The sequence below is a fragment of the Pseudomonas neuropathica genome (genome assembly GCF_015461835.1).
Classification (GTDB): Bacteria; Pseudomonadota; Gammaproteobacteria; order Pseudomonadales; family Pseudomonadaceae; genus Aquipseudomonas; species Aquipseudomonas neuropathica.
In genome coordinates, this window is record NZ_JACOPX010000016.1 from 98,787 (window position 1) to 123,868 (window position 25,082).

Consider the following 25,082-nt stretch of genomic DNA (forward strand, 5'->3'; position numbering starts at 1 on the left):
TTCTGCTGGGAATAGACCGGTTAGTCGAGTTTGGCCGGCGGCGGCTCTTGCCGCGGTTTCTGATCGTCGGCGACCGGCACGATGGTTTTCGTTTCCGGCTCAATCGGCACCATCTTGTATTCCTGACCGTGGAGGTTCTTCAGGTACACCTCCATCTGGCGGAACGAGATGTTGATGTGCTGCTTCTTGAACTCGCGGTTGATGAAACGGTTGACCTCATCGAGCACCGGGTTACGGTCGCCGAGATCGCGCACGTGCATGCGCAACTCGTGGTCGAGGGTGCTTTCGCCGAAGTTGAGGAAGTACACGTGCGGCTCAGGTTCTTTGAGTACACGCGGGTTTTCGCGGGCAGCCTTGAGCAGCAGTTCCTTCACCAGATCCAGATCGGAGCCGTAGTCGACACCAAGTTTCAGCGTCACGCGGGTGATGGTGTCGGTCAGCGACCAGTTGATCAGTTGCCCGGTAATGAACGTCTTGTTCGGGACAATGATGTCCTTGCGGTCGAAGTCGGTGATGGTCGTGGCACGGATGCGGATCTTGCTCACCGTGCCCGACAGGTTGCCGATGGTGATGGTGTCACCGATCCGCACCGGGCGTTCGAACAGAATCATGATGCCGGAGATGAAGTTCGCAAAGATCTCCTGCATACCGAAACCGAGGCCGACCGACAGCGCCGCCACCAGCCATTGCAACTTGTCCCAACTGACGCCGAGGGTCGACAGGGTCGAGACGAAGCCGACACCGGCGATCACATACGACAGCAACGTCGTGGTCGCGTAGGCACTGCCCTGAGCCAGATTGAGCTTGGACAGCACAAACACTTCCAGCAGACCGGGCAAGTTACGCGCGAGGGCGAAGGTGATGCCGATGATGATCAGCGCGCCGAGCATGTCGCCGATGCTGATCGGCACCATGCTCATGTTGGCGCCGGTGCCGCTGGTGTATTCGTAGAGGGTGATGTTGTCGAGGTACGAGAACACCGAAATCAGATCCGACCAGACCCAGTACAGCGCCGCGATGAAGCCGCCGAGCAGGGCCAGACGGATCAGGCGCAGGGACTGCTCGTTGACCTTTTCGATGTCCAGCGTCGGCTCTTCGATCACCGCTTCGCCATCGCCGGCTTCTTTCGCCGCCTGACGTTTGGCCAGGGCGCGCTGATAGGCCAGACGTCGCGCGGCAACGCTCAGACCACGGACGAACGTAGCTTCGATCACCAGCCAGAACATCAGCAGGTACAGGGTGTTGATCAAGCGGTCGCTGAGCTTCAGCGCGGTGTAGTAGTAGCCGAAGCACACCGCCACGAACAACGCGATCGGCAGCAGGGTGAACATCACGCCGACGGCTTTGCGGAACAGCGAAGTGTTCTCGTGGGCCGGGCTGCTGATCAGCAAGCGACTGAGCAGCCACGCCATCAGGGCATAGCAGGTCAGCACCACCGGCATGCCGAGCACGTCGTCTGCCAGTGCGGCCGGCTGCAATTCGGCGACGGCAACAATGGTCACCAGCGCCATGACCACCAGGCCCAGTCGACGGATCCAGCCTTGCAGGAACTCGACCTGCGGCTTTTCCCAACGGAAGTGCAGTTCTGCCACACCACCCGGCGCGAGAATCCGGTAAGCGGTGTAGAACACCAGCCACGCCTGCCCCATTTGCAGCAGTGCTGCGCCCATATTGGCGTTCTGTCCACGGGCATCGATTTGCAAGGCCAGGCCGCAGAGCGCCAGGCCCAATGCCACCGGCATCGCCAGCAGAATATTGATCAGAATCGCCTGCGGGGTGTGCCATTGACTGTCGCGTTTGAAGTGACCGATGTCCTGGTGAACCTTGTTCAGCCGCGCGTACAGATTCTTGCGCCGCCATAGCAATGCACCGATCAGTAGCGCCAGCGGCAGGAACAGCAACGGCCGCTGGATCAGACCGTCTGTCAGCTCACTCAGGCTGGAGGCCCACGGCAGGGTGTCGACCTGACGTTTCAGGCGTTCCGGCACCGCGCGCATCCATTCCAGGTCCAGGGGCTTGTTGCTTGGAATCCAGAACATCTGCTCATCCAGCGTTGCGCGCAGGCTCTGTGCGGTGCTCAGCAGTTGTTTCTGGTTGAGCTGCAGGGTGATCGACTCGTTGAGCATGGCGCTCAGTTCGCGGTTCAACCGCTCCAGCAGATCGGCGCGGGTGTTGGCCAGGTCCAGCAGGTTTTTGCGCAATTGCGGCGTGACCTGCTCCGGCGGCTGCGTGGAGAGCAGGTTGTCGACATAGGCGGCGGGATTACTCAGTTGCTCACGCTGCTGGCTGACGTCGAATTGCCACAAGCGAATGTCGGCGATCTGATCGGCCAGATCGCGGTCGACCTTGAGGCGCGGCAGGGCTTGTTTCTGCTTATAGAGAATCTTCGACAGCAGCAGGCTGCCCTTGAGCACGCTGATCTGCTCGTCCAGCGCTGAATCGCTTTGGGTCAGGCTGTCGAGCTGTTGTTTGGTCTGCAGATTCTGCTGGGTGACTTCGTTGAGGCGGTCAGTGCTTTTGAGCAGGTAGTCGGAGAGCTTGAGGTTGGCCGTGCTTTCGATGGCCAGCAGACTGCTGCTCCCGGCCTTCTGCGCTTCGATCGACTGTTGGGTAACGGTTTCCTGCGACTGCGCCAGACGCTTCTGGTTGATCAGGGTTTGCAGTTCCTGGATCTCGCGGTCGAGGCGATCGGACTTCTCCGAAAGCAAGTCATGCTGAGCGTTGCCCAGATCCTGCAACTGGCTGTTGCCGGCCAGCTCCTGACGACGCAGCGGAATCAGCGCATTCAGCGCCGCCAGTTCGGCGTTCAACTGGTCGCGCTGCTCGGCGGTGACGGTTTTACCCGCGTCCTTGCCGGACTTGAGGATGTTGTTGATCTGCTGGATGCGCGTCTGGCTGGCGGATATCTCCGCTTGCGCGCGCTCGGGGCGAGTCTGCGCGGTGATGATCAGGCTGTTAGCGTCGGCGAGAGCTTTTTGCAGGTCACTTTGCTGAGTCGAGCGATCGGTGAGGATCTGTTCCAGTTGCTGAATCGACTCCTTGGGAAAACGCTGCGCTACCGACACCACCGCGTTGGCTTTGAGGCGGGCCAGCTCGCGGGTGTTTTCAATGGTCTGCTTGGGGGCGGTCGCCAGTTGCTGCTTGAGATCGATCAGTTTCTGTTCGTAATCACGCTGATTGTTCAGCTGATTGAGCGTGTTCTGCAGGACGGTCTGCAGGGTCTTCTTATCGGCATCCGGCAGTTTGCTGTCGGCGAGTTTGTCCAGGCTGGCCTGCACGGCGTCGCTGGACGGCGGTTCGGCGGCGTAAATCGGGCCGACAGTGAGACTCAGGCCCAGCAGGGCCGCGGCGAAAAAGGAGCGCAGGGTAGGCATAGAGACCGGTCAAGCAAGTGAGAGTGGACGCAGTTTAGAGGAAGAGCCCGGGGCCCGGGCGACTTCCTTCGGGGAATCTGACGCCCACTTTGCCGATCTTGTTCCCGTCCATGACCGCAACCGTCCAGTGAGTGTTGTTCCACTCCACCTGGTCGCCAACGATCGGTGCACCACCGACCTTGTGGGCAATGAACGCGCCCAGGGTCATGTCCGGATCGATGCCCTCGGCCGGCAGGCCATACAGCGCTGCAACCGCTTTAAGCTGGGCGTCTCCTTCGAGTACAAAATCGCCGAAGAAACGCAGATCGAGGCCACGTTGCGGCGCCTGGCTGAACAGTTTTCCGAGGGCGCCGAGGTTGTGTTCATGGCCGATAACGCACAGTAAATCATCGACTTCCAGCACCGTACTACCCGACGGATGGAGCAGTTGCTGGCCACGAAACAGTGCCGCGATGCGCGTGCCTTCGGGCATTTTCAGTTCGCGCAGGGGCGAACCGATGCACCATTTCTCCGCGCCCAGCTTGTACACGAACAGCTCCCACTCGCTGGTGACGTGGACTTCCAGTGCGGCCCGGGAAATCGGCGCCGGCTCTGGCGGCACGGTCACCTTCAATAGCTTGGCGACCCACGGCAGGCTCGTACCTTGCACCAGCAGTGACACCAGCACGATGAAGAACGCGAGGTTGAAATACAGCTGCGCGTTCGGCAGCCCGGCCATCAGCGGGAACACCGCGAGAATGATCGGTACCGCGCCGCGCAGGCCGACCCAGGAAATAAAGGCTTTCTCGCGACCGTGGAAGGCCTTGAACGGCAGCAGGCCGACCATCACCGACAGCGGCCGCGCAAACAGAATCATCCATAGCGCCAGACCGAGAGCGGGCAGGGCGATCGGCAACAAATCGTGCGGCGTCACCAGCAGCCCCAGCACCAGGAACATGCCGATCTGCGCCAGCCACGCCATGCCGTCGAGCATGTGCAGAATGCCGTGACGGCTGCGCACCGGGCGGTTGCCGATGACCAGACCGCACAGATACACCGCAAGGAAGCCGCTGCCGTGCAAGGCGTTGGTCAGGGCGAACACCACCAGGCCGCCGGCGATCACTAGAATCGGATACAACCCCGCAGCGAGGTTGATACGGTTGACCAGTTGCAGCATCAGCCAGCCGCCACCGAGGCCGATCACGCCGCCGATGCCGAACTCGCGGATCAGGTGCGTCAGCAGGCTCCAGTGCAATCCGGTCTGGCCGCTGGCGAGCATGTCGATCAGGGTCACGGTGAGAAACACCGCCATCGGGTCGTTGCTGCCGGATTCGATTTCCAGGCTGGCCGTCACCCGTTCGTTCAGGCCTTTGCCGCCGAGCAGCGAGAACACCGCCGCTGCGTCGGTTGAGCCGACGATGGCGCCGATCAGCAGGCCCTGAATCAGGTTCAGATCGAACAACCATGCTGCCGCCATGCCGGTCAGCCCGGTAGTGATCAATACCCCGACCGTGGCCAGCGACAGTGCTGGCCATAACGCGACGCGGAAACTCGACACCCGCGTGCGCAAGCCACCGTCGAGGAGGATCACCGCGAGAGCGAGGTTGCCGACCAGATAGGCCGTCGGGTAGTTATCGAAGATGATCCCGCCGCCATCGACCCCGGCGGCCATGCCGACCGCGAGAATAATGACCAGAATCGGGATGCCGAGGCGGGAAGAGAGTGAGCTGACGAGAATGCTTGCACCTACCAGCAACGCGCCGATCAAGAACAGGCTGTTGATGGTCGTCGCATTCAAAGGCAGTACTCCAGAAGCGTAAAGACGGGCACAAACTGACCATGCAGTCTGCGTGCCAGCGATTCTAACCTGTTGAAATGTGATGCTGTCAAAAAGGTTTTTACGCTGGCGTGTTCGGGATTTTGGTTCGGCTGAAGATTGCAGCCCTCACCCTAGCCCTCTCCCAGAGGGAGAGGGAACTGATCGAGGTGTTTGTGCGAGGTACATCGACCTGAAAATTCTGAGTCGAACTCAGGTTTGAAAAGCACAAAGATCTGCTCCCTTTCCCCTCTCCCAGGGGGTGAGGGGACTGATCGCGGTGTTTATGCGAGGTACATCGACCTGAAAATTCCGAGTCGAACTCAGGTTTGAAAAGCACAAAGATCTGCTCCCTTTCCCCCTCTCCCTCTGGGAGAGGGCTGGGGTGAGGGCGCTTTTGATCTTGATCTTGATTTACTGAATTACAGGCTGAACCGCCCAACCATGTTGTTCAGATCCAGCGCCAACCGCGACAGTTCATTACTCGCCGCACTGGTCTGATTCGCGCCGGTCGCCGATTGCACCGACAGATCGCGGATGTTGACCAGGTTGCGATCCACTTCCCGCGCCACTTGCGCCTGCTCTTCGGCGGCGCTGGCGATCACCAGGTTGCGTTCGTTGATCTCGACGATCGCGGTGTTGATGGTGTCCAGCGACATGCCGGCACCACGGGCGATGTTCAAGGTCGACTCGGCGCGCTCGGTGCTGTTGCGCATCGAGTCCACGGCGTGTTCGGTGCCACTCTGAATGCTGCCGATCATCCGCTCGATTTCGCTGGTCGACTGCTGAGTGCGGTGCGCCAAGGCCCGCACTTCGTCCGCCACCACGGCAAAACCACGACCGGCTTCACCGGCACGCGCCGCTTCAATGGCCGCGTTAAGTGCCAGCAAGTTGGTCTGATCGGCCAGGCCACGAATCACATCCAGCACTTTGCCAATGTCGCGGGATTCATTGGCCAGATCACCGATCAACGACGCAGTGCTCTGCACATCAGCGCTCATGCGTTCGATCGCGCTGACGGTTTCCTGCACCAGATCACGACCATCACCCGCCGAAGTGGTGGCGTTCTTCGAGGCTTCCGAAGTGCTCACGGCGTTGCGCGCGACTTCCTCCACAGCGCTGGTCATCTCGTTGACCGCAGTGGCCGCCTGTTCGATTTCGTTGTTCTGCTGAGTCAGGCCGCGCGCGCTTTCGTCGGTGACGCTGTTCAGTTCTTCAGCCGCCGAAGCCAATTGAGTGGCGGAACCGGAAATGCGCTGCAAGGTGTCGCGCAGTTTCGATTGCATCTTCGCCATCGCTGCCAGCAGGCGACCGGCCTCGTCCGAACCATCGACATGGATGGGCTGGGTCAGATTGCCTTCAGCGATGGTCTCCGCAGCGTCCAATGCTTTGGAAATGGGCTTGGTGATGCTCACCGTCAGCAACCACGCGAACAGGAAGGTCAGGCCAGTGGCGATTACCAGCAGAGTCACCACCAAATCAAACGCCGAAGAATACTGATCGGCCGCTTGCTGATTGGTCTCGCTGATTTGCTCGCCATTGATTTGCATCAGACGGTTGAGCACGCTGTTCATCGCTTCCGAATTGTTCAGCAACTCGGTGTTCAGCAACGTCCGTAATTCATCCACCTGATTAGTGCGCGACAGGCTCTTCATACGGTCTTCGATCTGGCGGTACTGGCCGAGCAGCTGCACGTACTGGTCGTATGCCGCACGTTCCTCGGGGCTGCCGATCAGTGGCTCGTAGGCCGTTTGAGCCGCGCGAATCTGCTGGTTGCGCATGTCCAGCAACTCAACGGTTTTCTGCTGCACGTCGGGCTCGCGGTTGACCAGCAAGCGGTACGACAGCACGCGCAGGCGCAGGGTCAGCTGGGTGAATTCGTCGAGGTTCTTGATGCTCGGCACGCTGCTGGACGAGATGTCCTCGGCGGCGCCGCGGATTTTGCTCATCTGGTTCAGGGCGAACACGCCGAGAATCAGCATCAGGCCGCCGATCAGGGCGAAGCCGGTAAACGCCCGTGGGGCGATATTCATATTGCGGAGGGACATGGGCGGATACCAAGAGAGGGCCGCATCCATGCGGGCTGAGACTGCTGTATGGATGACTTATCGGTCATGCGACTAAAGTCTTGAGGTGGTGTGCGTATTTGTCGCAGAAGCGCTTGAGCGACGAAGTGCAGGAACCAGATCGGCAGATCACAGTCTTTAAAACTCGCAGGAACGGTCCGCCACCAGGAAAATCAAGGCTTTGCGCCGGTTTAACCCTGGCATCCGTGATGACTTTTCTTTATCGTACGCGCCCTTTGAAAAACGCTTGGAAGATCAAAATGTTGGAAGCATCCCTCAGCCAATTGGAACAGCTCGTCAGCGACCTGGTGCAACAGAACCAGACCCTCGCGCAAACCAACCAGACCCTGTCCATGGAACTGGCCCAGGCCAAGGATGAAAACGAAAGCCTGCAACTGAACCTGATGGAGCAGGAAGAAAAGCACGGCGCCACCGCCGCCCGCATTCAAGCCCTGGTTGATCGCGTCAACGCCGGTCCAGTCAGCGCATGAACCACCACACAGCAGGGGTAAAAGTCGTCTCCATTCTCGGGGAGGACTATTCGATCAAGGCACCGGCCGGGGAAGAACAGACCCTGCTGGACGCGGCAATGATGCTCAAGGCTGCGCTGGACGATACCAAGCGCAAATACCCGACACTGATCGGTGACCGCTTGCTGGTGCTGGCGGCGATGAATCTGTGCTCGCAGCAGATCGAAATGAAGAAACAGCACAAAGAAGAACTCGACCGGTATCAAGAGCAAGTCAGCGCCACGGTCGACACCATCGCCAAGACCATTAACCAGGGTTGATGCGCGTTTTGCAGCGCCTCGGTACTTCGAGGCGCTAATATCGAAGGGCTCTGTGCTATTGAGTTTTGATGACTGGTTGCGAGTAGACCTTCCTCAACCATTCTCCATTGGATTGCTTCATAAACTCTCCGTGGGAGACCCTATAGATCGCACTACCGATCGTTATTTCATCTCCGCGAGAAAGCAGGTTTATATATTCTGATCCCGGGATTGGCTGACTTGTACTGTACGTTGCTCCTGAGGACGTGGTGATCGTAGCTTTATAATGAACTACGGGGAAAACCATGACTTCGGTAAAGCGCTTTCGGATGATGATTGATGGGTTACCGGAAACGTTGACAAAGTCGTCGACCTGCGCTGATTTCACAAACGTATCGTTGTCAGACAGCGTTTGTGTATACGTCTCGGCTGGAATTGTGTCATCCATGTTTTTTTCACCTGCATCGACAGCATGAAGTCTGTGAAGCGAACGCTTGAGCACAGACAGGGAAACTGCAATCTATGCCTCTCGATGCGGCCTGTAACCTGTCAGAGTTGACAGTGTTCTCCCCATTAAATCGGCCCGCTTCTTGCTCGTCGAAGATCACTGCTTCAAGGTCTGTCTCTTATTTGCGTGATTTTTGTATACATCTGGCGCGACAGTTGCAGTGTTTCAGCCTCTTATTCTTTGGGGGTGCTCCATGCAGTTGTGGCGACGCAGTATTCAATGGCAGCTGATTCTCAGCATGGGCACGGCCCTGCTGGTCAGTATCCTGATCGTGGTTGGCATTTATACCCTGGTGGTCAACCGCCTCGCCCAGAGCTATCTGGTCGAACAAGCACTGCCGTCGAGCATCGAAGCGACGCGCAACGATATCGAACGCATCCTCGTGCAGCCGCTGACGGCGGCCAAGGATATCGCCAGCAACACCATGGTCCGCGACTGGCTCGCCTCGGGTGAGGACAGCAGCAAAACGGCGGGCTTCGCGCAGTATCTGGAAGGCATCCGCGCCGAACATAAAGCTTTCACGGCTTTGATCATCGGCACCGAATCCAATCATTACATCACCGAAAAAGGCCTGGATCGCACCCTAAGTCGCGCCAAACCGGCCGACGCGTGGTTCTATTCCTTCCTCGACAGCAATCAGCCGCGCACTCTCAATATCGACAACGACGGGGCCACCGGAGAATTGGCGCTGTTCATCGATTTGAAGGTCGAGCAGGCCGGCAAAGTGGTCGGCGTGGCCGGACTCGGGCTGAGCATGAAAGAGCTGTCGGAGTTGATCCACAACTTCAGTTTTGGTGAGCGTGGCAAGGTCTATCTCGTGCGTTCCGACGGTTTGATCCAGGTGCATCCCGAGGCGCAATTCAGCGGCAAACGCACCTTGGCGGAGCAGATTGGCGCCTCCGCTGCTCAAGCCGTCATGGGTCAAAAAAATGCTGTGAGCAGCAGCTTCCAAAGAGATGGCGAAGACTTTCTCGCCTTCAGTCTGCCTTTGCGCGATCTGGGCTGGACTCTAGTGGCCGAAGTGCCGCAGTCGCAGATCTACGCCGAAGCCCGTAAAGCGATGTGGATGAGCGGCGGTATCGGTCTGGCCGTAGCGCTGGTGTGCCTCGCTTTGGTGGTGTGGCTGGCGCAAGGGCTGGTGCGGCCGATTCGTCAGGTAACAGCGGCGCTGGTAGCGATTGGTAGCGGCGGTGGAGATTTGACCCACCGGTTAGATTCCAGCCGTGCCGATGAACTGGGCGACCTCGCTCGCGGCTTCAATCGTTTCCTCGACAGCCAGCGCGGCATGATCGGTGAAGTGCTGACCACCAGCGAGCGTCTGCGCACTGCCGTGGGGCAGGTGGCGAAGGTAGTGGAGAACACCGCTGAGCGTTCTGGCCGTCAGCAGGAAATGACTGACATGGTCGCGACGGCGGTTCATGAAATGGGCCTGACCGTGCAGGAAATCGCGCAGAACGCCGGTAATGCGGCGCTGGCCTCGCAAACCGCGCGGGATGAGGCGATGCAGGCGCGGGAAGTGGTCGGTGGCTCGATTCGGCATATTGAAAGCATGTCGGATGAGATTGGCGTAGCCGCGGGTGCGGTCGGCGAGCTGGCGCATCAAGTGGCGTCGATTGATTCGGTGCTAGCGGTGATTCGCGGAGTTTCTGAGCAGACCAACCTGCTGGCACTTAATGCCGCCATCGAGGCGGCGCGTGCCGGTGATATGGGTCGCGGCTTTGCAGTTGTCGCCGATGAAGTGCGCACCTTGGCGCGCCGCACTCAGGCATCCACTGACGAAATCCAGCAAATGATCGGCAGCCTCAAGCAAGGCGCGGAAAACGCCGTGTCGTCGATGCGCACCGGCCAAGCGGCAACCGGCACCGGGGTTGAGTCAAGCCAGCGCACCGGGGCGTCGCTGACGGCGATCACCGGGCAGGTCGAGCGCATCAGTGACATGAACCATCAGGTGGCGACGGCGACGGAAGAGCAGTCGGCGGTAACGGAAGAGATCAACCGTAACGTGCAGGGGATTTCTGATCTGGCGCGGGCGACGGCGGGGGAGGTTCGGGCGTGTCGTGAAGACTGCCAGATGTTGCAGAAGCTGGCGGATGATTTGGCGCGGCAGATGGGTGGGTTCAAGTTGACTTGAGTGTTGAGCCAGAAAAGCCCCTCACCCTAACCCTCTCCCAGGGGGAGAGGGGACTGAGTGTGGGATGCTTGAGAAGTACGCCGACCTGAAAATGCTGCGATGAATCCATAATCGACTGGATTTTTCAGGTCGATGTATAGCGTCAGACACCTCACCCCAGCCCTCTCCCTCCGGGAGAGGGCTGGGGTGAGGGTAGGCTTTCAGAACCACGCATCCTGCATCGCCAGGCACGTATCATCCCGCGCTTCCAGCAACGCCAGCTCATGGTGGCAGCCCGGCACTTCCCACGTCAGGAAATACCGCGCCGCCTGCAACTTGCCCTTATAGAAGTCGGCATCCGCTGCATTCCCTTTGGCCAACCCTTCCTCGGCTCGAATCGCCTGCTCCAGCCAGCGCCAGCCAATCACCGTGTGGCCGAACACCTTCAAGTACAGCGCCGAATTCGCCAGACTGCTATTGACCTTGCCCTGTGCCAGGTCGGTCAACAAACCGATGGTTACCGTTTGCAGACGCGCGACCAGTTTTTCCAGTGGTTCACGCAGGGCGGTCAGCGATTCATACGCCGTCGCGCGCTCAGCGGTGTTGGCGATCAGACGAATCAGTTGCTTGAGCCCCGCGCCACCGTTCTGTGCCAGTTTGCGCCCGAGCAAATCCAGCGACTGAATGCCGTGGGTGCCTTCGTGAATCGGGTTCAAACGGTTGTCGCGGTAATACTGCTCGACCGGGTATTCGCGGGTGTAACCATGGCCTCCAAGAATCTGAATCGCCAGTTCGTTGGCCTTGAGGCAGAACTCCGATGGCCAGGACTTGACGATCGGCGTCAGCAAGTCCAACAGCTCATGCGCCTGTTTACGCTCGGCTTCGCTCTCAAGCGTAGTGGTGTCATCGAACAAGCGCGCCGCGTATAGGCCGAGGTCAAATGCACCTTCGACGTAGGACTTTTGCGTCAACAGCATCCGTCGTACATCGGCGTGCTGAATGATCGCCACCGGCGCCGTCGTCGGATCCTTGCTGTCCGGAACGCGACCCTGTGGCCGCTCGCGGGCGTAATCCAGCGAGTACAAGTAACCGGCATAACCGAGCATCACCGCACCCATGCCGACGCCGATCCGCGCCTCGTTCATCATCTGGAACATGTAGCTCAGGCCTTGATGCGGCTTACCCACCAGATAACCGACACATTCACCGTTATCGCCGAAGTTCAGTGCGGTGGAGGTGGTGCCGCGCCAGCCCATCTTGTGGAAAAGCCCGGCCAGCAGCACGTCATTGCGCTGGCCGAGACTGCCATCATCGTTGACCAGAAACTTCGGCACGATGAACAGCGAAATGCCTTTAACGCCCGCAGGTGCGTCCGGCAGTTTGGCCAGCACCATGTGCACGATGTTTTCCGAGAGCGGATGATCACCGCCGGAAATAAAGATCTTGTTGCCCTTGAGGCGATAGGTGCCGTCGGACGCCGGCTCGGCGCGCGTACGAATATCCGACAACGATGATCCTGCATGCGGTTCGGTCAGCGCCATGGTGCCGAAGAAGCGGCCATCGATCATGGGCTGCAGGAAGCGTTGTTTCTGCTCGTCAGTGCCGAAGCTCTCGATCAGGTTCGCCGCGCCCATGGTCAGGAACGGGTAGGAGGTTGAAGCGGCGTTGGCCGACTGGAAATGCGCGAAGCAGGCTTGCGACAGCAGTGTAGGAAGCTGCATGCCGCCGGCCTCGAAACTTCTCGCGGCGTTGAGGAATCCGGCTTCAAGGAAGGCATCCACCGCCGGTTTCACCTCGGGGATCAAAATCGCCTTGCCGTCCTCATAGCGCGGCTCGTTCTCGTCGCCCTTGCGGTTGTGCGGCGCAAAGTACTTCTCGGCGATGTTGCGCGCGGTGCCGATGGCGGCATCGAAGGTCTCGCGGTTGTGCTCGGCAAAACGCTCACGCCGGGTCAGGCCCTCGGCATCAAGGACTTCATACAGCTCGAAAGCCAGATTGCGGGAACTGAGCAGCGTCTCGGACATGGCGGCCTACCTGAAATTGGGGTTGGGCCGAGTCTAGGCGTGCTGATAAAGGCTGAACAGGATGATTGATGGGCGTGATACAGAAGCAAAAGATCGCAGCCTTCTGTAGGAGCTGCCGAAGGCTGCGATCTTTTGATCTTTGTAGGAGTGAGCCTGCTCGCGATAGCGGTCTGTCAGTCAAATAAATGTGTCTGATAGATCGCTATCGCGAGCAGGCTCACTCCTACAGGGGATTTCATTCCAGGCGACCATTGCGGTCGCCTGGATTTACAGCGGTTTAGCCGATCGTCATCAAGCTGGCATTCCCCCCCGCCGCAGCGGTGTTAACGCTCAGCGCCCGCTCAATCACCAGGCGCTCCAGCGCAATGTTGGTCTCGCCCTGGGACAAGCCCTGAACCCCAACGATCGCGCCGGCACGCTTGGCGATCTGCTGGCAAACGCCGCGCAACTGGTCGGAATGGCCGTGATGCAGAACCGCATCAAACACCACCTCGTCTTTATTCCAGTCGGCAACCAGCTTGATCCGCGCCTGAATCTCCTTCGGCAGGCGTGCGAACAAGGCCTTGCTGATGTCGGACTCCGGCCATACCGCCGAACCGCCTACCGCCAGCACCGCCGCCAGTTGCGTCAGCAAATCACCTTCAACCTCGGCCAGGCACAGCACATGCTCGCGCGGCAGGATCGCGTAGCTGTTTTTCTCACCGGTCGGGCCGGCCAGCACGCGGGTGATGCCGCTCTGCGACTGCGCAGCGTACTGCACGCATAGAGTGCTCAGGTCGGCAAACTTGTGGCTGTCGGCCCAGGCTTTCAGCGCGGTCAGCGGTTTGCTCATGGCGTCGCGCAGACGAACGTCCGGTGCCACGGCAGCATCACCGCGAGCGAAGGATTGTTCGATGGCATCCGTAGGACGTGTCGCCAGCAAACGGTACAGATACAGAGGGCCACCGGCTTTCGGACCGGTACCCGACAGGCCTTCGCCGCCGAATGGCTGCACGCCGACCACAGCACCAACGATGTTGCGGTTAACGTAGACGTTGCCGGCGTTGACGTTGTCGATCACCTTGGCGATGGTCTCGTCGATGCGCGTGTGCACGCCCAGCGTCAGGCCATAACCGGAAGCGTTGATCTGGCCGATCAGTTGATCGATCTCTTTGCGCTTGTAGCGCACCACGTGCAGCACCGGGCCGAAGATCTCGCGTTGCAGCTCGTCGAAGCTTTCCAGCTCGATCAGCGTCGGCATGACGAAGGTGCCGCGTTTGACTTCTTCGGTGTCGGCAATCGCCACTTGGTAGACGTTGCGACCTTTGTCGCGCATGCCCTGGATGTGCTTGTCGATGCCCGCCTTGGCTTCGGCGTCGATCACCGGGCCGATGTCCACGGACAGACGCTCAGGATTGCCGAGACGGCTTTCCGCCATGGCACCTTTGAGCATTTCGATGACGCGATCGGCGGAATCTTCCTGCAAGCACAGTACGCGCAACGCCGAGCAACGCTGACCGGCGCTGTCGAAGGCCGACGAAACTACGTCGATGACGACTTGTTCGGTCAGTGCCGAAGAGTCGACGATCATCGCGTTCTGGCCACCGGTTTCGGCGATCAGCGGAATCGGACGGCCCTGGTTGTCGAGGCGACCGGCAATGTTGCGTTGCAGCAGGCGCGCGACTTCGGTGGAACCGGTGAACATCACGCCTTTGACGCGTTCATCACCGACCAGACCGGCGCCGACAGTTTCACCGCGCCCCGGCAGCAGTTGCAGCACGCCTTCCGGGATGCCGGCCTCAAGCATCAGGCGAACAGCCTGAGCCGCCACCAGTGGGGTTTGTTCGGCCGGTTTGGCCAGTACCGGGTTACCGGCAGCCAGTGCAGCAGCGACCTGGCCGCTGAAGATCGCCAGCGGGAAGTTCCACGGGCTGATGCACACCACCGGGCCCAGTGGGCGGTGGGCGTCATTACTGAAATCGTTGCGAGCCTGCACCGCGTAATAACGCAGGAAGTCGACGGCTTCGCGGACTTCGGCGATGGCATTGGCGAAGGTCTTGCCGGCTTCGCGAGCCAACAGGCCCATCAGCGGCTGGATCTCGCCTTCCATCAAGTCAGCGGCACGTTCCAGAATCGCGGCACGTTCGGCCGGCGGGGTGGCCTGCCAGATCGGTGCGGCGTTCAGTGCGCATTGGATGGCATTGTCGACGTCTTCGACGGTGGCCTCTTGAACATGACCGACCACATCACGGTGGTCGGCCGGGTTCAGAACCGCTGCTGGCGTTTCGTTGCTGGAAGCGCAACCGAGCATCGGCGCAGCTTTCCAGTCATTGTGCGCAGTGGCGAGCAAGGCGCAGGACAACGAGGCCAGACGATGTTCGTTGGCCATGTCGATGCCGCTGGAGTTGGCGCGCTCTGAACCGTACAGATCACGCGGCAGCGGAATACGCGGATGCGGCAGGCCGAAACCACCTTCCACGGTCGCCATCTGCTCGATCTGCGCCACCGGATCGGCCACCAGTTCCTGAATCGAAATCGACTGGTCGGCGATGCGGTTGACGAACGAAGTGTTCGCGCCGTTTTCCAGCAAGCGACGTACGAGGTACGCCAGCAGGGTTTCGTGAGTACCGACCGGAGCGTACACGCGGCACGGACGGTTCAGCTTGCCTTCGGAAACTTTGCCTACAACCTGCTCGTACAACGGTTCGCCCATGCCGTGCAGGCACTGGAATTCGTACTGGCCGGGGTAATAGTTCTGACCGGCAATGTGGTAAATGGCCGACAGGGTGTGGGCGTTGTGCGTGGCGAACTGCGGGTAGATGACTTCCGGCACCGACAGCAGTTTGCGTGCGCAAGCGATGTAGGAAACGTCGGTGTACACCTTGCGGGTGTAGACCGGATAGCCTTCCAGGCCTTCGACCTGGGCGCGTTTGATTTCGCTGTCCCAGTACGCGCCTTTTACCAGGCGGATCATCAAGCGATGACGGCTGCGACGGGCCAGATCGATCACGTAGTCGATCACGTACGGGCAGCGCTTCTGGTAAGCCTGGATGACGAAACCGATGCCGTTCCAGCCGGTCAGTTGCGGCTCGAAGCACAGGCGCTCAAGCAGATCCAGCGACAGTTCGAGACGGTCGGCTTCTTCGGCGTCGATGTTCAGGCCGATGTCGTATTGCTTGGCCAGCAAGGTCAGCGACAGCAGGCGCGGGTACAGCTCGTCCATCACGCGCTCGTACTGCGCACGGCTGTAACGCGGGTGCAGGGCCGACAGCTTGATGGAGATGCCCGGGCCTTCATAAATCCCACGACCGTGGGAGGCTTTGCCGATCGAGTGAATGGCTTGTTCGTACGACGCCAGGTACTTCTGCGCGTCGTGTTCGGTCAGGGCCGCTTCACCGAGCATGTCGTAGGAATAACGGAAGCCCTTGGCTTCGAACTTGCTCGCGTTGGCCAAGGCTTCGGCGATGGTTTCGCCGGTCACGAACTGCTCGCCCATCAGGCGCATGGCCATGTCGACGCCCTTGCGGATCATCGGCTCGCCGCTCTTGCCGATGATGCGGCTCAGCGACGACGTCAGGCCGGCTTCGTTGTGCGTCGAGACCAGTTTGCCGGTCAACAGCAGGCCCCAAGTGGCGGCGTTGACGAACAGTGAAGGGCTGTTGCCCAAATGCGGATGCCAGTTGCCGGTGCTGATCTTGTCGCGGATCAGTGCGTCGCGAGTGCCCTTGTCCGGGATACGCAGCAGCGCTTCGGCGAGGCACATCAGCGCTACGCCTTCCTGGGACGACAGGGAAAATTCCTGCAGCAGACCTTGAACAATGCCTGCACGACCGCCGGCACTTTTCTGGTTACGCAGTTTTTCCGCAATGGACGCGGCAAGCTTGTTGGTGGCTTCAGCCATGGCGACCGGCAGGCGAGCCTGTTCGATCAGCATCGGCACCACTTCCGGCTCAGGGCGACGGTAAGCAGCGGTGATCGAGGCGCGCAGAACGGACTGCGGCAGGATGCTTTCCGCAAATTCGAGGAAGCATTGGTGGGCGTGATCGGTGTGGACTTCGCCCGCCTCATCGGCGTCCTTGGCGGTCAAACCGTTCAGCTCGGTCAGGGTTGCACCACCCTCGAGTTTTTCCAGGTAATTGAAAATTGCCTGCTTGATCAGCCAGTGCGGCGTGCGATCAATCGAGGTTGCGGCGGCCTTCAGGCGTTCGCGGGTCGGGTCATCGAGTTTGACCCCAAGGGTGGTGGTAGCCATATTTTTATCCTCATGGTTGCCACAGTTGCGTGGCATCAGCTGGCGGCAAGATTAGCCGTGCGCCGAAAGAGGTGCAACCGGGTGCAACCCTTTTTTTGTCGGAAAAATAAACGCTTCGTCAGGAATTATTTTCTGGTACGGAAGTGCCGCACTTGCTTGGTGCTTTTGCTTCTAGCAACGCGCTGTGACTGCGCTAAAAGGGAGCAAAAACCGCCTGTTTCTCGGAATATCCGACTAGGTGCAACTAATTCGCACGAAACTGGTTGCACCTTTTTTGGTTTGTTGCATAGCATTCGCGCCCTAGGTGCAACCGGGATAACCCGGTGTATCGGCTGGTGGCTTTCCTGGGGAAACATCAGTCCTAAATGCGCGGGATCCCGAATCGTCTGCCAAACGTCGTCGTTTGCGCGCGGTTCATCACCGCTGCTACATAAAAACAAAGCCAGGGCGTAACTTAATGAGCGTAAGCAATCCAACACTGATCACGTTCGTGATCTACATCGCAGCAATGGTGCTGATCGGCTTCATGGCCTATCGCTCCACCAATAACCTTTCTGACTATATTCTTGGCGGCCGTAGCCTGGGCAGCGTCGTGACGGCTCTGTCTGCCGGTGCTTCCGACATGAGCGGCTGGTTGTTGATGGGCCTGCCGGGCGCCATCTACATGTCCGGTCTGTCCGAAAGCTGGATCGCCATCGGCCTGATCGTCGGTGCCTACCTGAACTGGCTGTTCGTTGCCGGCCGTCTGCGTGTGCAGACCGAGCACAACGGCGATGCCCTGACCCTGCCGGACTACTTCTCCAGCCGTTTCGAAGATAAAAGCGGCTTGCTGCGCATTATTTCGGCGATCGTGATCCTGGTGTTCTTCACCATTTATTGCGCTTCCGGCATCGTGGCTGGCGCCCGTCTGTTTGAAAGCACCTTCGGCATGTCCTACGAAACGGCGCTGTGGGCCGGTGCTGCGGCGACGATTGCCTACACCTTCGTTGGTGGTTTCCTTGCGGTGAGCTGGACCGACACCGTGCAAGCGACCCTGATGATTTTCGCGCTGATCCTTACGCCGATCATCGTCCTGCTGGCCACCGGCGGCGTCGACACCACGTTCCTGGCCATCGAAGCCAACGATCCAAGCAACTTCGACATGCTCAAAGGCACCACCTTCATCGGCATCATCTCGCTGATGGGCTGGGGTCTGGGCTACTTCGGTCAGCCGCACATCCTCGCGCGTTTCATGGCGGCGGATTCGGTTAAGTCGATCGCCAAGGCGCGTCGCATTTCCATGACCTGGATGATCCTGTGCCTGGGCGGCACCGTGGCCGTGGGCTTCTTCGGCATCGCCTACTTCTCGGCACACCCGGAAGTGGCCGGTCCCGTGACCGAGAACCACGAGCGCGTGTTCATCGAACTGGCGAAAATCCTCTTCAACCCTTGGATTGCCGGTGTACTGCTGTCGGCCATTCTGGCTGCGGTGATGAGCACCCTGAGCTGCCAGTTGCTGGTGTGCTCGAGCGCCCTGACCGAAGACTTCTACAAAACCTTCCTGCGTAAATCCGCTTCCCAGGTTGAACTGGTGTGGGTCGGCCGCGCGATGGTGCTGCTGGTTGCACTTATCGCGATCGGTCTGGCCGCCAATCCGGAAAACCGCGTACTCGGCCTGGTGTCCTACGCCTGGGCCGGTTTCGGTGCTGCGTTCGGTCCGGTTGTACTGATCTCGGTCATCTGGAAAGGCATGACCCGCGACGGCGCACTGGCCGGTATCCTGGTCGGCGCGATCACCGTGGTGGTCTGGAAGCATTTCGAACTGCTGGGTCTGTACGAAATCATCCCGGGCTTCATCTTCGCCAGCCTGGCTATCCTGATCGTCAGCAAGCTCGGCACGCCGACTGCTGGCATGGTGCAGCGCTTTGAAGCGGCGGAAAAAGATTTCCACCTGAACAAGTAATGCCCTGAGCTTCGGCTTACCCGAAAACGGCCCGTTTCCTACAGGAGACGGGCCGTTTTTTTGTGCCTGTGATTTCTCTGATTCACCGCGTGTCCCTGTAGGAGTGAGTCTGCTCGCGATAGCGGTTCATCAGTAACGAATATGTTGACTGACACACTGCTATCGCGAGCAGGCTCACTCCTACAAGGGATGGAGGTGAACTTGAGAGACTTGTCTGTAGTTGAAGGCGTCGCTTTTTGCAGGGTTTTTCGTCAATGAAAGTAGGGCAAATCTGATTTTCCCGTCACCCATTCATCACCCCTTGCCCCTCATGCAGAATCGCCCGCCCTTCATTCTGCAGAGAGACATCGGATGTTCGCGCCTGCCAATCAACCGCGTTTCACGTTGACCCTCGAAGGCGCCCAACATGACCTCAAAGTCCTTGAGTTCACGGGCAAGGAAGCCATCAGCCAACCCTTTCGTTTCGAGCTGGAACTGGTCAGTGAACGACCGGATCTGGATCTCGAAAGCCTGCTGCATTGTCAGGCGTTTCTGAATCTGGATGCTCAGGGTTCCGGTATCCACGGTCAGATTTATCAGGTCGGGCAGGGCGATTCGGGGAAACGTCTGACGCGCTATCACTTAAGCCTCGTGCCACGTCTGACGTATCTGGGACACCGCATCAATCAGCGGATTTTCCAGCATCAGAGCGTGCCGCAAATTGTTGCGCAGGTGCTTAAGGACCACGCGATCCTTCGTGATGCTTTCGATTTCCGGTTAGGCAGTGAATACCCGGTTCGTGAGTATTGCGTGCAGTACGCCGAGAGCGATCTGGCGTTTATCCAACGCCTGTGTGCCGAGGTCGGCATTCATTACCACTTTCAGCACAGCCCGCAAGGTCACTTGTTGGTGTTCGGCGATGACCAGACCGTGTTCCCGCGTCTCGCCGAGCCAACGGTTTATCTGCCGGGAAGTGGCATGTCCGCTGGGGCGGCGGCGATTCAGCGTTTCAATGTTCGCGTGGAAACCCGCACCAGCGTGGTGACCCGGCGCGATTACAACTTTGAAAAACCACGCCTGCACCTGCAAACCCGTATCGACGGCGAGCAGCGCCCAGTGCTCGAGGACTATCACTTCCCCGGTCAATTCAATGATCGTGAAACCGGAAAGCACCTCGCCCAGCGGGCACTTGAGCGACATGTCGCCGATTACCGTCAGGCCGAAGGCATCGGCGACGAATCCGCACTGGTTTGCGGACATTTCCTGCAACTGACCGAGCATCCGCGCCACGACTGGAATGACCTGTGGCTGCTGACCGCCGTTGAACACCATGGCCGCCAGCCGCAAGTGCTGGAGGAGTCGGTAACCAGCGATGGCGAGGGATTTCAGGGGTACCGTAATAGCTTTCTCGCCACGCCGTGGGACGTGTTTTTCCGCCCGGCGCTGGGGCCGGAAAAACCACGCATGCTCGGTTACCAACCGGGCGTTGTGACCGGGCCGAAAGACACGGAAATCCACTGCGACGAGTACGGTCGGGTCAAGGTGCAGTTGGCTTGGGATCGCGACGGTGAATTGAACGAACACTCGAGCTGCTGGCTGCGCGTTGCCACTAACTGGGCGCACGACCGTTACGGCAGCGTGTTGATCCCGCGAGTCGGCATGGAAGTGCTGGTCGGCTTCATCGATGCCGACGCCGACAAACCCCTGGTCGTGGGCTGCCTGCCCAACGCCGCGACCCCGATCCCGCTGGACCTGCCGGCGGACAAGACCCGCAGCATTTTCCGCAGCCAGAGCAGCCCCGGCGGGGGCGGTTACAACGAACTGCGCATCGAGGATCGCAAAGGCGCCGAGGAAATCTACCTGCGCGCCCAGCGCAACTGGACGCAGCATGTGTTGCACGATCAACAAGTGCAGGTCGATAACCAGCGCAGCATCGTCGTCACCGGCACCGCCCGCCATGAGTTGAAGGCTGATGAACAGCGCATCACTCATGGTCGGCGCCAGACCGAAGTGAAGCAGGACGATCATCTGAGCGTGAGCGGCGACCGGCATATTCGCGTGAGCAATCAGGCGATCAGCGCCAGTGGGCAATTCCACGTCAGCGCCGGTCAGCAAGTGGTCATCGACGGTGGCGCGAGTGCGACGATTCAGGCCGGCGGGCAGTGGATCAACATCGGTCCCGGCGGCATTTTCAGCAGTGTGCCGATTGTCGTGGGCGGCGCGCCGATGGCGGCGATGAGTGCCGCGCCGGTTGTACCGGGATTGCCGGAGAAGCTGGCGGCAGCGTCCGCCGCCATCCTCACGCCGGCACAGATTATGAGCCTGAAAAGCGATGCGCCGTTCTGCGAAGAGTGCGAGCGCTGCAAGAATGGCATTTGCCCGACGCCCGACACGTTGTCGCAACCCCGAAAGTCCTCAGCCCGGCCGGCGCCTTCGGGCGCTGAGCCGGGCTTTCATATTGTTGAACAGGGAATGTCTCGGTCTGCACTGGAATCCACACTGTTCCCGCAGCCGGACCCGGCCGTGCTGGAGAAATTTCGTAGCCTCAATCCGCAACTCACTCAATACGCCAAACCCGGCCAACTGATCGTGCTGAGCGATCCGCGTAATACACAATGCACTCGGGAAGAGGCGTTGCTGATGGAGGCGGCGCAGAAAGTTGATACGGCACTCGAACCTTTGAGCGATGCAGAAGCTGAGTTTGTATCGCGCCACCATGAAGAAATTGGATCGTTTCTATCGCAAGGTTCCACCGGTCTGGGCATAGGCTCGGCGATGTTCGCCACACACTTGGGCAATCTCAAAGACATCCTTGTAGATATAGAAAGCCTGCATAAGCGGACGTTTGACAAACATGGGAAGCTTCAAGGTGCGGAGTTTTTTGCCGAACGCAAAAAGCTGATGGGACGGCTGGATAGCAATCTTGGCCCTTTAGTACGCAAAGGAGTGGGCATACCCAATCATCCGAAACTGAAAAGTGCATTGGGGATTTCAAGTCGCAGCCTTGTACATCATTGGACCAAGGCAGGTACTGCGGGTGGTATTCCAGGTTACGCGACGCACATTGATGGGGTGAGCAGAGCCGGTAAGGTGATGAAAGTAGGTGGGTTGGTTGGTATTGCAATAGGGGCTTCCGCCTCCGGGCTCAAAGTGAAGGAGACCTGCCGGATTGGAACTGAAGCAGCGTGCAGGAAGGTTCGGTTTTCGGAAGGCGGGAAGTTTGCCGGTGCCGTGGGAGGAAGTATGGCAGGCGGGGCTCTTGGATCTCTTGTTTGTGTGGGTATCGGGCTTGTCACTGCAGGAGCTGGCGTAGTCGGTTGCTCTCTTGTTTTAGTCGGTGTCGGAACGCTCGGCGGTGGGGTGGGCGGAGAAGTAGCGGGGGAGAAATTTGGAGAAGTCATTTATGAGGGGGTGTATGAATGACCAATGACGACGAATTTTGGTTTGTTTTGATTTTTGGTGGTTTGTTTTTTGGGCTTGTTTTTATATCTGCTGTAGGCCAGGCATATCTATATTTTTTTAAAAGACAAAGGATTCTAAGTCACCTTGATAATTCCCTGGGCGTTTTGAAGCGTAAGTCTTTTTTGTCTGGGGGGGTGTTTGGTGCTTTTTTTGTATTTGCGTGCTTGGGGTCATGCTTGGTACTGCCGTCTTGGGCAATTAAGGGCGGTTCTTTGGACGAAGATGACTATTTGAATTTTCCTCTCGGTTTACTGAGAGCTATTCGATTTTTTTATCTGGCTGCACTTGGCGGCGGAGTGGCGCTGATCGTTTTTTTGATTGGTTGTAAATATATGGGTTGGATTTAACGTAACAGTCTCACCTACGCAGGGGCTGCTTGTCTGTGGCGTAATCGCAACAGGCGTTGGTGTATTTGGAGGTGCAGTATTAGGCGAAGCTATCGGTGAAGGTGTTGGCGAAAAAATATATCAATGGAGTGAGTGATGTATAACTCGGAGAATATTTTTTTGTAATTGCAATACTCGATATCGGTTTGGGTATTGTGCTGTTTTTTCTTCAGTTGCATTTTTCATATTTAAAATTTGACAGGCTTTTTGAGTTTTTTAGGCATTCATGTGGTATTCAAATCCGTCAGCATTTTCTGAAGAAGGGGATTGCCAGCAGAATGTTTTTAACGATGAATCTAGGTTGGATGATTTTTCGCTACAAGAGATCTATCAGTAATGGCGAATTGGATTCCCGAGATTATGAAGCTGTCCCGTCAGGCCTGAGGATCTATATTCAAGGTATGCATCTTTCAGCGCTCGTGCTGGGTGTGGTTATGGTTGTGCTTTTTGTTATTGGTAAATATATGGGATGGTTGAAATAAGATTTTTCGACATCTTTGGGAACGCAACCTGTTGCGGACTACGCGCGGAATGGATAAGTGGATTTTCTGATTTTAAATGCGATTGAATGGTTTGATGTATACGGTTATGAGGTGTTTCTCTGGATAAAAACCACTGCGGCTCTTCTTTTTTTTGCTGCGATCTTCATGTCGGTTTATTTGGTCTTGTTCAGAATGGAGGAAATATTTGAATCTCTTGGTCAGTCTGAGGCGATAAAGTGTCGGGGTCCGATAAAGGGAGCAAGTTTTCATTCAAAAGGTGAAATATTAGCTGCCGTCTGGACTGTTTTGACATTTTCGTCGCTTTCGATACGGCGAGGGGATTTGAGTCAGGATGATTTCGAAAAATTTCCCGCGGGCTTGAGGGTGTTGATCAAAGTTAATTTTTTGTCCTTTGTTTTTGCATTTTCTTATTCCTTGATTTATGAATTTGTTCTTGAGTATTTGAGCTGGGTTGATTGGATATCAGCAACTCTGCATTATTTTGGTTTGGTGGTGAACTGGGGCTAGAGGAGATTTTATGCAGGGACATAGCAGCAAAGAATGGCTACAAATCCATCCTCTTAACAGCACCGAAAAACTTTTCGCCATATTCAGCAACGTGAGCGATTCCGAGCCATTCAAGGCCTGGCAGGTATCAGCGAAAGCTCAAGCGCCAAGTCCGATTTGGGCGGACACTATTTACGCCGAGTGGGATGCGGTGATGCCCTTCGTGGGAATTGTCCCGGCAGACAGTGAGTTTCTCGATTGGGTGGCGACTACTGAGTCTCTTGATTGGGGCTGGTTGGCGGTGTCTTCGGCGAGCCAGGAAGTGGTGGTTGAGCATTTTCGCAGCCTGACGCAGGTGCTGATGCCGGACGGCAAAGCGGTGTTTTTTCGGTTTTGGGATGGACGTTTTTTGTTGCCGATCCTGCAATCCGATGCCGTAGATGCGGCGCAGTTGTTGCCGGTGATTTCACGCGGACTGATCAATGGTCAGGCCTTGGAAATCGGGGGGCGGGCGCCGGTTTCGGGGCGGGTGTTTCCTTGGTGGGCGGTGCCTGATTCGGTGTTGGCTTCGGCGGGTGATGAAGTCCGGGTCGGCAACGCTGTGCAGTGGCTGAGCGAGGAGCATCCGGCATTGTTCGAGGCATTTCCCGAGGTGGTTTTGCGCTGCAAGGTTGGGCAGTTTTTTCAGAGTTCAACGTCGGAAGAATCGTCGCAATCGGCGTTGTTGGCGTATTTGCTTGCAGAGTCGGAGTGACATTTCCGGGCGAAGGCTTCGGACGTTTCCTTCGAGTTGCGGCGGTTTTCATGAACTGGTGGGCGGTGGGTTGCAGGGATAGTCTTTTCGTTGTCACTGCGAGAGTGGTGACAGGGTGTAGGAACCCTCGCTTTCATGACGTTACAGTTCGTTGGATTTTTGCGGCACTTGATTCAAGTCCGTAAGATCGTTCGCGGCGGCTGTGCGTGGGACACGCTTCGGCGTGACCGAGGTCCATGATTGCTCGGTTCCTACTCTTGCGCACAGCTGCCACCCAAACCTGTAGGAAGGTGCGTTGGCGACTTACGTTTATCAATCATGGAGATAACAAAATGACGACTTTGCATCCCGATCCACCCTACGAAAAAATCATCCCCCATCCCGACAACCGCTTCATGGCCCTGACCGGCAATTGCAGCGACATGCCTACGCTGTTCATCGACACCCACGTGCCCCTCGACATCCTCATGGACGCCGCCAACCATCGTCTGCGCGCCGTGATCCAGGTGCTGGAAAACATGTGCATGCGCGGCTCGGTCGAATGCGACTCCGTCATCCTCAGCGACTTCGCCCAGCTCTGCGTGATCCCTCTGCGTGACGGCTGCGATGTGCTCGATGTCATCGGCAGGCGCCTGCGCAGCATGCCCGCCTGAAAAAGATCAAAAGATCGCAGCCTTCGGCAGCTCCTACACG

14 protein-coding genes and 3 pseudogenes are annotated in these 25,082 nt (G+C 58.1%); 11 read left to right on the forward strand and 6 right to left on the reverse strand.

The window, feature by feature from the left end; genetic code table 11:
• Positions 1 to 20 precede the first annotated feature (20 nt).
• From mscK to H8F23_RS29370, 4 genes and pseudogenes are all read right to left on the reverse strand, one after another.
• Positions 21 to 3,374, reverse strand: a complete 3,354-nt coding sequence (gene mscK / locus H8F23_RS22770) for a mechanosensitive channel MscK (RefSeq protein WP_194935846.1) — start codon at positions 3,372 to 3,374, stop codon at positions 21 to 23.
• Between the two features lie 34 nt (positions 3,375 to 3,408).
• Entirely contained in the window at positions 3,409 to 5,151 is a 1,743-nt protein-coding gene (locus tag H8F23_RS22775) for a potassium/proton antiporter (RefSeq protein ID WP_007909521.1), read from the reverse strand.
• A 440-nt stretch (positions 5,152 to 5,591) separates the two neighbouring features.
• The gene (locus H8F23_RS29365; protein WP_371042268.1) at positions 5,592 to 6,464 is read right to left on the reverse strand and encodes a methyl-accepting chemotaxis protein; all 873 of its coding nucleotides are present in this window, start codon (positions 6,462 to 6,464) and stop codon (positions 5,592 to 5,594) included.
• Positions 6,465 to 6,494: 30 nt separating this feature from the next.
• Positions 6,495 to 7,247: pseudogene (locus tag H8F23_RS29370) on the reverse strand (MCP four helix bundle domain-containing protein); the annotation flags it as partial.
• Between the two features lie 248 nt (positions 7,248 to 7,495).
• On the opposite strand from H8F23_RS29370, the gene H8F23_RS22785 reads away from it, so the two are divergent.
• From H8F23_RS22785 to H8F23_RS29460, 4 genes and pseudogenes are all read left to right on the forward strand, one after another.
• A complete protein-coding gene (locus H8F23_RS22785; protein ID WP_194935848.1) occupies positions 7,496 to 7,726 on the forward strand; it encodes a hypothetical protein in 231 nt (76 codons plus the stop codon).
• Positions 7,723 to 8,025 carry a cell division protein ZapA gene (locus H8F23_RS22790; RefSeq protein WP_064117128.1) on the forward strand — a complete coding sequence of 101 codons (303 nt, stop codon included), beginning with the start codon at positions 7,723 to 7,725 and terminating at the stop codon, positions 8,023 to 8,025. The genes H8F23_RS22785 and H8F23_RS22790 overlap by 4 nt, the downstream gene beginning before the upstream one ends.
• 725 nt (positions 8,026 to 8,750) lie before the next feature.
• Positions 8,751 to 9,776: pseudogene (locus tag H8F23_RS29455) on the forward strand (cache domain-containing protein); the annotation flags it as partial.
• Between the two features lie 135 nt (positions 9,777 to 9,911).
• On the forward strand, positions 9,912 to 10,643 hold the full coding sequence (locus H8F23_RS29460) for a methyl-accepting chemotaxis protein (RefSeq protein WP_456107226.1): 732 nt from the start codon (positions 9,912 to 9,914) through the stop codon (positions 10,641 to 10,643).
• A 200-nt stretch (positions 10,644 to 10,843) separates the two neighbouring features.
• On the opposite strand, the gene H8F23_RS22800 is transcribed toward H8F23_RS29460, so the two are convergent.
• Positions 10,844 to 12,646 carry an acyl-CoA dehydrogenase gene (locus tag H8F23_RS22800; protein ID WP_194935850.1) on the reverse strand — a complete coding sequence of 601 codons (1,803 nt, stop codon included), beginning with the start codon at positions 12,644 to 12,646 and terminating at the stop codon, positions 10,844 to 10,846.
• Between the two features lie 277 nt (positions 12,647 to 12,923).
• On the reverse strand, positions 12,924 to 16,877 hold the full coding sequence (gene putA / locus H8F23_RS22805) for a trifunctional transcriptional regulator/proline dehydrogenase/L-glutamate gamma-semialdehyde dehydrogenase (protein ID WP_194935851.1): 3,954 nt from the start codon (positions 16,875 to 16,877) through the stop codon (positions 12,924 to 12,926).
• Between the two features lie 457 nt (positions 16,878 to 17,334).
• Here putA and putP point away from each other — a divergent pair, with 457 nt between their 5' ends.
• From putP to H8F23_RS22840, 7 genes and pseudogenes are all read left to right on the forward strand, one after another.
• Positions 17,335 to 18,819: a sodium/proline symporter PutP gene (putP, locus tag H8F23_RS22810; protein ID WP_194935852.1), complete on the forward strand. Its 1,485-nt coding sequence runs from the start codon at positions 17,335 to 17,337 to the stop codon at positions 18,817 to 18,819.
• A 351-nt stretch (positions 18,820 to 19,170) separates the two neighbouring features.
• Positions 19,171 to 21,177 (forward strand): annotated as a pseudogene (locus H8F23_RS22815) (type VI secretion system Vgr family protein); the annotation flags it as partial.
• A 1,040-nt stretch (positions 21,178 to 22,217) separates the two neighbouring features.
• Positions 22,218 to 22,607, forward strand: a complete 390-nt coding sequence (locus H8F23_RS22820) for a hypothetical protein (protein ID WP_194935853.1) — start codon at positions 22,218 to 22,220, stop codon at positions 22,605 to 22,607.
• 185 nt (positions 22,608 to 22,792) lie between these two features.
• The gene (locus H8F23_RS22825) at positions 22,793 to 23,128 is read left to right on the forward strand and encodes a hypothetical protein (protein ID WP_194935854.1); all 336 of its coding nucleotides are present in this window, start codon (positions 22,793 to 22,795) and stop codon (positions 23,126 to 23,128) included.
• 57 nt (positions 23,129 to 23,185) lie between these two features.
• Positions 23,186 to 23,656 (forward strand): hypothetical protein, encoded by a 471-nt coding sequence (locus H8F23_RS22830; protein WP_194935855.1) that lies wholly within the window; start codon positions 23,186 to 23,188, stop codon positions 23,654 to 23,656.
• Positions 23,657 to 23,666: 10 nt separating this feature from the next.
• Positions 23,667 to 24,389 (forward strand): DUF4123 domain-containing protein, encoded by a 723-nt coding sequence (locus tag H8F23_RS22835; RefSeq protein ID WP_194935856.1) that lies wholly within the window; start codon positions 23,667 to 23,669, stop codon positions 24,387 to 24,389.
• Between the two features lie 332 nt (positions 24,390 to 24,721).
• Positions 24,722 to 25,042, forward strand: coding sequence for a hypothetical protein (locus H8F23_RS22840; RefSeq protein ID WP_194935857.1), 321 nt, complete (start codon positions 24,722 to 24,724; stop codon positions 25,040 to 25,042).
• Positions 25,043 to 25,082 lie beyond the last annotated feature (40 nt).